Below are 10,380 nucleotides of genomic sequence, written 5' to 3'. Positions count from 1 at the left end.
GTTACCGAGTTTATGTTTTTTATTGCCGCCAGTACTTCTTTACTGCCGTTTTCCTGTTCCCGCATCGCTTCGGTTAAACGGTTACTCATCGATTTTACTTCTTCAGCCAAATTAAAAATAGCGTTGAATTTTTCTTCAACCGTCTGCGATGCGCTCGACAAAACTTCAATTTCGCCGCTAAGCGTACGCAAGGTTTCGGTAATGGTTTTACCTTGCACACTCGATTCTTCGGCGAGCTTACGGATTTCATCTGCAACAACGGCAAAACCCTTTCCCGCTTCTCCTGCGTGAGCCGCTTCGATTGCCGCATTCATTGCAAGCAAGTTCGTTTGAGAGGCAATATGCTGAATAACGCTGGAAGCTTCCATAAGACTTCCCGATTCTTCGGCAATTTTTTGCGTAACACTATTCGAACTAAGCAAAGTTTCTTTACCGTCGGCGGTTGCCGTTGCAAGACTGCGTATACTGTCATCAGTTTTTTCCAGCGTTTGCGTAATGGATGCGATATTGGCAACCATTTCCTCTATGGAAGCCGATGACTGTGCAACGCTTGCAGCTTGCGTTTCTATGCTGTTGTTTAATTGTTTTATCGTGCGGATAATTTCTTCAATTGTTGCTGCCGTTTCAGTAACGCTTGCACTTTGTGTGAGCGCTTGCCGTTTTACCCCGTCGATATTTGCGCTGATTTCATTAACCGCACTGGCAGTTTGTGTCATATTGCTTGCAAGCTCGCTGCCGATTTCTTTCATAACAGTGCTGTTTTGTTCCACCGATTTAATGGAAGAGCCGATTTTCGAAATGGTTTGATTAAAGTATTCGGACAAATCGGTTATTTCATCGTTACCCCTAATCGGTAAACGTACGGTTAAATCGCCCTCGCCTTGTGCAATATCTCTTAAAGCGTCCACGGCATTTTGAATGGGTTTTACCATTTTTTGAGCAACAAAAAAAACAATGCCGAGCGCTACAAGCAAAATAGCAGCTATCATAATATACAAAGAAATACGCAGCGTTTTTACCGTGCCCATAAATTCATCGACCGGTGCACGGATAATTACTGTCCAGCCGGTTGTTTTCATCGTAGCATAAGAAGCTATGTATTGTTCGCCTTTATAGTCGTAGTAACCGATTTCGCTTTCATCAACGGCAAGCGCATGCTGCGAAAAATCCGACACCGATTTTAAGCTGGCATCCGTTTTTGCCTGATCAATAGCATTTGTTTGCTGTTCTACCATGTGGTGATCTTTGTGAGCAAGTATAGTACCGGTTAAACCGAGCACATAACAGTTTCCTGTTCGACCGACTACGATATCGTCAATATCATCGGATAACTGTAAACCGTTGACAATGGCATCCAAAACGCCGACTATTTGCTGTTTGTCGTCATAAATGGGAACGGCAAAAACAATAACGAAATTTCCGGTTAAACGCGAAACCAAAGGCTCGGAAACAAAACGTTTTCCCTTTGCCGCCGCTTGAAACCAATCACGGTCTCCTACATATATGGTTTTACCGCCTAATGCGTGACGGTTACCGTCCAAATCACAAAAATCCAAATCGTGAATACTACTATTAAACGCGGCTTCTTTTTGCAGCAGCCGTATTTTTTCTCCGGTAGAAATAGCATTGTCACGCAATTGCGGCATACGTGCGATACCTTCAATAAACTGGAAAAACGATGTTGTTCGTCCGTCCAAAATTTCGGCAGTATCGCCTACTTTGTCAATTAAGTGAGTTTCAACCTTTTCGATTACCGCTTTTTTCGAAATAATAACGGCAAGCATACCTTGCGTTAAACCGGCAACCAAAAGCAGTAAACCAAAAACAATGAGCAGTTTTTTTCGGATTGAAAAACGCTTTTTAGTTTTTTTTGCGCTTACATCGGCTTTTGCACTTGTGTCTTCCGACAGAGGAACGTTTGTTTCGTCCATAACCCCATCCTCCTAGTATTTTTAAAAAATATTATGTACTCAAACCAATATACTTCAATATCGGAAATAAAGCAAGTTTTTTTAAATATATCCGTCATAAAGCGTGTTGCATATTTACCGTATGCAGCTATTCGGGTACAATAAGCTATGCTGCAGTGTATACAAAGCGTATTAAAAAAAGTTTCGGCTTTATTTTTGATTTTTTTTTATTTATATGTGATTTGTTCTCCCTCATATGCTGATGATGTGCCCGAGGGTTTTTATGCATACACATTGGAAAACGGACTTGAGCTATACGTTCAAGAAGACTTTACCGTTCCGGCAATGAGTTTTACTTATGCGTGCAAAGCGGGATGGCAACGACAAAATAAAGAAAACGCCGGTTTCTTTGAACTGTACAGCCGGCTTTTTTGGCAAAGCAGCGTTTCCGATGAATTTTCATATGCGCGCGCGGGGGCAAACGCTTTGAGATCACGCTGTGCCCAACTGCAATCGGTGTATAGTTTTACCGCAGCCGCACAAACGTTTGCTCTAGCTACCGCGGTACTTGCTGCAAATTTAAAGCATCCTTCGTTTTCCGACAATGCTGTGCGCACCGAATTCAATACGCTAAAAACCGAAATAAAAGCATGGGCGGAAAGCCCTGCAGGTTTTATAAACGATACGGTAAACACACAGCTTTTTTCACGCTTTCCGTGGAAAAAAAGTTTTGGAGCTGACCCTGCCGTTTTTGCAGATAATAATATAGAACAAATCAGACAAAAACTTTTGTATATATCCCGCACATGGTACGTTCCGGAGCAAAGCGCGCTGTTTATAAGCGGTCCGGTAGCGGCACATATCGTGCTCGATACGGTAAAAAAAGAGTTTTCTGATTGGGAACGCGGGTACACACAGGGAAAAGTGAGTGCATTCGCTGATACAAAAACACAAAACACACCCAATGTACAAGCAAAACCCTCCCGAAGCGGACGTTTTGTGTTAGTTTCAAAAGATTTTTCAAGCGATTTTATACAAGCGGCAATACAGTATACCGCACCGCAGCCGGGAGCAGACAGCACTTACGCCGCAGCTGCATGGGCGGCTGCCGAAATTTTACAAGCAAAACTGGCTGCATTGCAGTTAAACAATGTTTCGGCTTCTTTTATTGCAGACGGAGCTGAAAGCCGCTTAAGCGTACAAGCTTTATTTGAAGCGCGTACGATCACAAAAAAAACGGGACCTGCAGGACCGGTACAAAACCTTTCCGATACGCTGAATAAAGCCGTGCAATCCATTAATGAAAACGATTTAAACGCGGCAAAAGAAAAAGCTGTCTTAGTACGTTCTCAAGTATTCGGCGGCACGGAGAATTTTATTGAAACACTGTGCGAACAGTGGGCGTACGGCGGAACGGAATATTTTTTTTCGTGGCAGCAAAATGTGCGCAATTTAGGTATAGAACAAATAAAAGCGGTTTTTGCCGAACCGTGGACTTTTATGCTTATAGACCCCGATTTACACAAAATATATGCAAAAAAACTGTCGCAAAATGCATGGCAAACACTCACCAAAGACAATGGAACGTGGTATGCAAAACAAATAAAAAAAGTGCAAAAAAAGAAACAAAGCGCGGCAAAAACCGCTTCAAATGCCGACAGTCTGCAAACCGATGAAACTGTTATAAACGAACAAAAAGCACACCGCATAATAGAACAGTATGCCGAATACACAAAATCGCTTTTAAAAACTCACAGCCTTCCCTCCGGCATACCGCTTACTTTACAGGAAATCCCGAATTCGGCTTGGACTGTGTGTATTCTAAATATAAGCGGCGGCGAATTAAAACACGATTGTGCTCAAAAAGGACTTGAAGCCGTTGCGCTGCAAAACCTTGCAAAAGTTATTGAAGAAAAATTCATTTTGCTGTACACACGCAGCGCCCTTACCTATATGCCGAAAATCGATACTGAAACCGGTTTAACCTCATCGTCACTAAGTATCGTTTGTACGGCGCAAGACACGGAAACGGTAGTTCAAACACTGTGCACATCTTTGCAAGCGCACGACATTTTAATTTCGCAAGCGGACGAACTGTATCTTGCACAAACATATAATCAAAAAATGCAAAGGGCTTCTTTGGATTACCAACTGTACGCCCAAGCGATGAAAACCGTATTCGGAGGCACGGCGGCGGAAGATTTTTTTGCAGAAAGCACTCATTTTTCGGCAAATGTCGGTTACGAAGAAATACGGCACGCGTGCGTATCTTTATTTGAAAATGCACAAATAGGTTTTATACTGTGCGGCGCTTTTCCGAAAAACATTCACGAATCGATTAAAACATGGCTGACAAACTTGCCTGTAGCGCAAGCAAACGGCGGGCAAAAAGCAGAACCGCCGGTTCCGGTACTTTCTCCAGGAGAGCAAACAGTTCGCTTGCGCCACGTATTTTTAACCGATATACCGGCAGAATTCGCAGGACCGCGCCCTTCAAAATTGATACCCACAAGCGATTTTTCCGACCCCGCACACGTATATTTTAAAAGCCCTGCAAGCGGCAGCGCCGAAGAGCCGGTTTTTGCCGCACTGTTGTACGAATTGGCGGAACGGCTTACCGAGTATTTTCAAAACCAAAAAACAAGTGCTGCGCAAAGGGCAGAGGCAATAAGCGGAACGGGAAAGTATCCGGTATCGTCGCTGCGCTTTAACAAAGTAAAAAGCAAAGACGGTATAAAAAAAGCGCTTACCCAATGCGCGGCACAATTACAAAGCGAATTGCAAAATCCGCTTTTAGACGACACAAACGAAAATACAGCAAAGACAAGCAAAAATTCGGCAGCGTTATTGGTACGTACAATCAAAAACCGGTATACAGGCATTGCTAGTGCTTCCATGCAAACGCTTTTATCGCGCGCCCGTCTTATTGCACAAGGAATTGAAGACAATGGGAATCCGGCTTTATATATCGATCGACTGAGCAGTCTTGAACAAGCAGACGAACAGCAAATGGCGAGTGTTTTTCAAAAGTATTTTGTATTGTCGGATTTTTTTTGGGTGTTTTCCGCCGATACAAAGGATTGACAACCTGTCAAAAAAATATTTAGTCCATATAATACCGTATTATGCTTTGCGTACCTTCGTTTTTAAAACCACGCTTGACAAGACTTTCGTACATTTTTAAAGCGGCAGTTAAAACGGGCAGTTCAGGAACCTTTGAAGTAAGAACGGGAGCAAGCGACAGCATGCTCGCAAAGGTAAGGACAGTGCAGCGGGTAAACTATACAGGTAACGTTTAAGCTTAAAAGTACACAACCTACAAAGTACAACGTAACTTTCAGCGTAAACGGCAAGGGTGGAAGACGAAGGCACGACAATCACTTCGCCTGCACAAGTAAAAAAAATAAAACAAGTGTCTTTACTGCAGCGCTCGATTCCAGCTATGCGGCGCAAAACAGCGGAAAACCACTGCATTAAGTTTTGCCTACTTACCTATAAAAACAAAAAGGAAGCCGAAGCTTCCTTTTTTCATGTGATAATTTTTACATTTTAATAAATGTAAAAACATTTTGCGGAGTCAAAAACTCCTTGTTAGCAGGTTGATCAAAAAAATTAATCAGTAGCAATAGCATACAACAAAATTATTTTATTGTCAAATATTTTTTATTGATTTATTCCGGTCATATTTTTTGCCAATTTTACACTTTTGTGCTATAATTATTTTCATGAATAACAAAAATCAAAAATACCGCTTGGGCCTCGATCTGGGTACCAATTCAATCGGCTGGTGTATATATTCATTGGATGGCAGCAATAAACCTGATGCACTTATCGATATGGGCGTTCGCATATTTTCCGACGGCCGTGATCCGAAAACAAAGAAACCACTTGCCGTGGAACGCAGAACTGCACGCGGATTGCGACGGATTTTGCATCGACGGAAACAGCGCAGAAAGCAGATGTTTCGCCTGCTGCAGGAGCAAGGTTTGATGCCGAATGATGCGGTTCAGGCGACAGCGCTTAAGTCGTTAAATCCCTATGAACTCCGCGTAAGAGCGCTGGATGCAAAACTCGAACCGTATGAACTCGGCCGTGTTCTGTTTAATTTATCTGTCCGGCGCGGATTTAAAAGCAACAGAAAAGAAGCGGTACAGGAAAAAGAAAAAGACAGTCAAAACGACACAAAATCACAAAATGAAAAATGCGAACGCCTTGCAAAAGCGATAAAAGATTCGGGCTACAGAACGCTCGGAGAATTTTTGTGGAAACATAAAAATACGGAAACGCCTCAAATGGAAAACGATGCGGGCGATATCGGCATGCGCTTTGTGCCCGGCCGTTCAAACTATTATCCGACTCGCCGAATGTATATCGAAGAATTCGACGCAATCCGCAAAGTGCAGGAACTCTATTACAGAGACGTAAACTGGGATGCCCTCCATGAAAAATTGTTTTACCAGCGGCCGCTTCGTGTGCAGGAGCGCGGTAAGTGCCGGTATATGCCCGACAAAGAGCGCACGTTTAAAGCAATGCCCTGTTCGCAAAAGATCCGTATTCTGCAAGAAGTATACAACATGGATTACATCGACGAATACGGAAAAGTGCTTCCTCTCGAGGACACTCAAACGGACAGCTTGATTTCGCTGCTCGATAAAAAAGAAAAACTTTCGTTTGCAGCAATGAAAAAAGAGCTGAGACTCGATGAATCCTGTACGTTTAATTTGGAAAGAGGCGGACGGGAATATTTACAGGGAAATATAACCGCCGTTAAATTGCGCAATAAAAACAGATTCGGCGAGTTATGGGATTCTCTTTCTCTAGCAGAACAGGACAGAATCGTTGAAAAACTGATTACGGCAGACGAAGATGCGGAAATCATCTCCATACTCAAGCAATACGACTTAACGGACGAACAAAAGAAAAACATCGTCGCAACCGTACTGCCGTCGGGAACGGCGATGCTGTGTAAAGAAGTGACGGAGATACTTGTTCAAAAAATGGAACAAAACAAAATACCGCTGACCGTTGCCGTTCAGATGCTCGGTTATACATACGCCGATCAATCGGTTCACGAAGAAAACGAGCTTCCCTACTACGGCGTAATTTTAACCGGCTCCACGATGGGAGCGCACCCTGAGCAGGATGAATCGAAACCTGAATTGAAATACGGGAAAATAAGCAATCCGACCGTACATGTAGCACTGAATCAAACCCGTACCGTCGTCAACACACTGATAAAAGCCTACGGTAAGCCGCAACAAATCGTCGTAGAGCTTTCACGCGATTTGAAAGCGAGCAGAGAAGCAAAAGACAGAATTCAAAAAACAATCACTGAAAATCAAAAGCGCAATGAACGGGACAATAAAAATATTACAGAGATCACAAAAAATCCGTATCCGAATAGAGAAGACCGATTAAAATACCGTTTATGGGAAGAATTAGGCAGCGATTCTTTCAGCAGAAAGTGTCTGTATTGCGGAAAGCCGATCAGCGGATCCGAAATTTTTACAAAGGATATCGAAATAGAACATATCCTTCCGTTCGGACGCACACTTTTTGACGGCGAAACAAATAAAACGATCGCGCACACAAGCTGCAATGCATTTAAAAAAGACCGTTCTCCGTTTGAAGCTTTCGGTTCGAGTCCGAACGGGTATAATTGGCATGAAATTTGCTCAAGAGCAAATTCGTTAAAAAATCCTGCAAAAAGGGCGCTGTTTGCGGAAAACGCGATGGAAAAATTTGAAAGAGACAGTTCTTTTATACAGCGTCAGCTTACCGACAATGCATATCTTTCGCGTTCCGCGCTGCGGTATTTGCGATGCATTTGCAAAGATGTATGGTCGGTCAACGGCGGTATGACAAAACTGCTGCGCGACAAATGGAATATAGATTCGATTTTAAAACGGAAAATCGACGATCCGGAAATAGCGAATTTCGAATTAAAAAACGATCAAATCGGGCAATACAAAAAGAACCGCTATGACCATCGTCATCATGCCCTCGACGCTTCCGTTATCGCATTGATCGACCGCGCAATCGTACAGGAGATTTCCCGGCTAAATCAAATTCGTTTAAAAAACAGAATTGAAGCGCCGCAAATGCCCGTACTCCGCAGCGAATTGATCGAAAAAGTAAAGCATATTACGGTCAGTTTCAAACCCGATCACGGCCGGCAGGGAAAACTTTCAAAAGAAACGCTCCTCGGCAAAATAAAAAAGATTGAAAAAGTCGATATCGATTCCATACAAACGGATGATATTGCCTCGATAAAGGACGATGCAATCCGTACTCGGTTTGAAACAAAACGCCGCGAACTTGGCGATATAACAAAAGCAAAAGCCGCATTAAAAACCGAGTTTCCGAAATTGGACGTCTTTAAAACATACTATGTTTCGCGTACGCCGATAGTGTCGCTTACGGAGAAAAACATAGACAGTATCGTCGATGAAAAAATAAAAGAAAAACTGAAGACATTTATTAAAGAACATGCCGATTTGTCCTTTGCGGAGCAGCTGCAAAAATTTACCGAAACGGAATGGATCGGAAAACCGAGCGCGGCAGGTAAAACCGGCAAAAAATACCGCGTCGCAAAGGTACGCTGTATAAACAGAGTTCAAACACCGATTAGGATTACGAGTTCCGCCGTCCCCCGTTACCTGTGTCCGGAAGATTATTTAGCAGCCGTCATTTGGCAGGTGCCGTCAAAGACGAAAAATGCAGAACCTGAATATAAAGCAACATTTTTTAGGCGCGATGAATTCAATGATGATAACAAACCGAAAAACTTGGAAAAACCGCACGACGCGGCAAAGTATATCTGTATGCTCTATAAAGACGACTACCTCGAGTTCACTGAAAATGGGGCAACACATCTTTGCAGAATAGCAGGGTTTTCGGCAACAAATAATAATATCGACATCCGTCCAATATATGCGGTTTCGGACTGTAAAGATTGGATTATCGCTACAAGTGATAATATGCTTGAGCCTTGCTGGAAACCGCAAAAAGGACAAAATTATATTTCCGTAAATGTGCTGTTCGGAAAGCGTAAAGCGCACAGCGTAACGGTTAATCCAATCGGACGAGTTTTCAGAAAATAATAATTTTCTGCGTATCTGCCGATAATATATACGGCGTGATACACAGAGTTTTGGAAATCTATGAAGAAAACCGCTATCTTGCTCTGAGCCGAGGTTTTATAGTCATCAAGCATGAAAATGAAACTCTCGGTGAAGTACCGCTTGACGATATCGGCGTACTGTTGCTTTCGGCACAGAGTGTTGTCTTGTCAAAAAACATCTTAAATGCATTGACGGAACACGGCTGCATTACAATACTGTGCGGTAAGAATTATTCACCGCAAAGCATGGTTTTACCTATCGCCTCTCATTATCTATTTGCAAAAATTATTAAAAATCAAATAGAAGCCTCGGCGCCGCTCAAAAAACGAATCTGGCAACAAATTGTTATACGAAAAATAAAAAATCAAGCACAAGTATTGCATATGGACGGAAAAAAAGAAAACGCAAAGCTTGTTGATAAAATATCGCTGCTCGTAAAATCGGGAGATCCTGACAACCGCGAAGCTTATGCGGCAAAGATATATTGGAAAGCTTTATTCGGCAAAGACTTTCTCCGCGACAAAAATGAGGAAGGCATCAATTCTCTACTCAATTACGGATATGCCGTAATGCGGGCGGCCATGGCTCGCGCAATATGTGCTGCGGGTCTTTTTCCGTCGCTCGGTATTCACCACGACAATAATTTAAATCAGTTTTGCCTTGTTGATGATCTCTTTGAAATATATCGTCCGCTTGTAGATTTTACCGTTACCCAATTGCAAAAAGAAGGGAAAGAAATACTTACACCGGAAACAAAGAAGCGGCTCGCCGATGTCCTTTGGATAAAACTCCATACGACCGAAGGAAATTCACCTGCGTTTCAAAGTATGCAATATATGGCAAAGGCTTATGTGCATGCATTGGAAAACAAAAAACCGGATATCGAACTGCCCCTATGGGACGAAGATGAAAATGCACGATTTGATTTTGAATAAGTATGAGCTTATGTGGATGATGGTGCTATTCGACCTGCCGGTCATTGAAAAAAAAGAGCGAAAAGACGCTACGGAATTTCGAAATTTTTTATTAGATAACGGCTTTTCAATGGTACAATATTCGATTTATACAAAATTATTTTCGGGAAAAGATGCCTGTGAAAAATACTACAGGATGATACACGATAACTTGCCGACAAAGGGAAAAGTTGATATTATTACAATAACGGACAGACAATATGGCAATATCATTAGTTATAATGCAGGGGAAAAACGACAAAAAAAGCAGCCGGATCAATTCCTTTTATTCTGATTTTCGTTTAAAAATAACACGTCCGGAACAAACCATTTCTTTGTATTATAATGATTTGTGCCGGACGTATTATAACTGATTAATTTTTCTGGTCAACC

Annotated in this window: 6 protein-coding genes; 4 read left to right on the top strand and 2 right to left on the bottom strand. The window is 42.4% G+C overall.

Going from position 1 to position 10,380, the window contains the following annotated elements:
* On the bottom strand, positions 1–1,931 hold a 1,931-nt coding region (locus HMPREF9193_RS08195; protein ID WP_021687646.1), incomplete at its 3' end, for a methyl-accepting chemotaxis protein.
* Between the two features lie 147 nt (positions 1,932–2,078).
* Here HMPREF9193_RS08195 and HMPREF9193_RS08190 point away from each other — a divergent pair.
* Positions 2,079–4,994 carry a M16 family metallopeptidase gene (locus HMPREF9193_RS08190; RefSeq protein WP_021687645.1) on the top strand — a complete coding sequence of 972 codons (2,916 nt, stop codon included), beginning with the start codon at positions 2,079–2,081 and terminating at the stop codon, positions 4,992–4,994.
* A 19-nt stretch (positions 4,995–5,013) separates the two neighbouring features.
* Here HMPREF9193_RS08190 and HMPREF9193_RS11215 read toward each other — a convergent pair whose 3' ends face one another.
* Positions 5,014–5,157, bottom strand: a complete 144-nt coding sequence (locus tag HMPREF9193_RS11215; RefSeq protein WP_021687644.1) for a hypothetical protein — start codon at positions 5,155–5,157, stop codon at positions 5,014–5,016.
* A 478-nt stretch (positions 5,158–5,635) separates the two neighbouring features.
* On the opposite strand from HMPREF9193_RS11215, the gene cas9 reads away from it, so the two are divergent.
* From cas9 to cas2, 3 genes are read left to right on the top strand one after another with little or no spacing between them, the layout of a single operon-like run.
* Entirely contained in the window at positions 5,636–9,013 is a 3,378-nt protein-coding gene (gene cas9, locus HMPREF9193_RS08180; RefSeq protein WP_021687642.1) for a type II CRISPR RNA-guided endonuclease Cas9, read from the top strand.
* 35 nt (positions 9,014–9,048) lie between these two features.
* On the top strand, positions 9,049–9,969 hold the full coding sequence (gene cas1, locus HMPREF9193_RS08175) for a type II CRISPR-associated endonuclease Cas1 (RefSeq protein ID WP_021687641.1): 921 nt from the start codon (positions 9,049–9,051) through the stop codon (positions 9,967–9,969).
* The gene (cas2, locus tag HMPREF9193_RS08170) at positions 9,947–10,282 is read left to right on the top strand and encodes a CRISPR-associated endonuclease Cas2 (protein WP_040848019.1); all 336 of its coding nucleotides are present in this window, start codon (positions 9,947–9,949) and stop codon (positions 10,280–10,282) included. The genes cas1 and cas2 overlap by 23 nt, the downstream gene beginning before the upstream one ends.
* Positions 10,283–10,380 lie beyond the last annotated feature (98 nt).

Source organism: Treponema lecithinolyticum ATCC 700332, from assembly GCA_000468055.1.
In the GTDB taxonomy this organism is placed as follows: domain Bacteria; phylum Spirochaetota; class Spirochaetia; order Treponematales; family Treponemataceae; genus Treponema_C; species Treponema_C lecithinolyticum.
The sequence above is the reverse complement of the archived record's forward strand: the minus strand, read 5'-3'. Positions and strand labels throughout refer to the sequence as shown.

What these genes read in the sequence shown, in the direction of transcription:
- HMPREF9193_RS08190 (WP_021687645.1), top strand. Translation starts at nt 2,079, where the DNA reads ATGCTGCAGTGTATACAAAGCGTATTAAAAAAAGTTTCGGCTTTATTT.
- HMPREF9193_RS11215 (WP_021687644.1), bottom strand. Translation starts at nt 5,157, where the DNA reads ATGCTGTCGCTTGCTCCCGTTCTTACTTCAAAGGTTCCTGAACTGCCC.
- cas9 (WP_021687642.1), top strand. Translation starts at nt 5,636, where the DNA reads ATGAATAACAAAAATCAAAAATACCGCTTGGGCCTCGATCTGGGTACC.
- cas2 (WP_040848019.1), top strand. Translation starts at nt 9,947, where the DNA reads ATGCACGATTTGATTTTGAATAAGTATGAGCTTATGTGGATGATGGTG.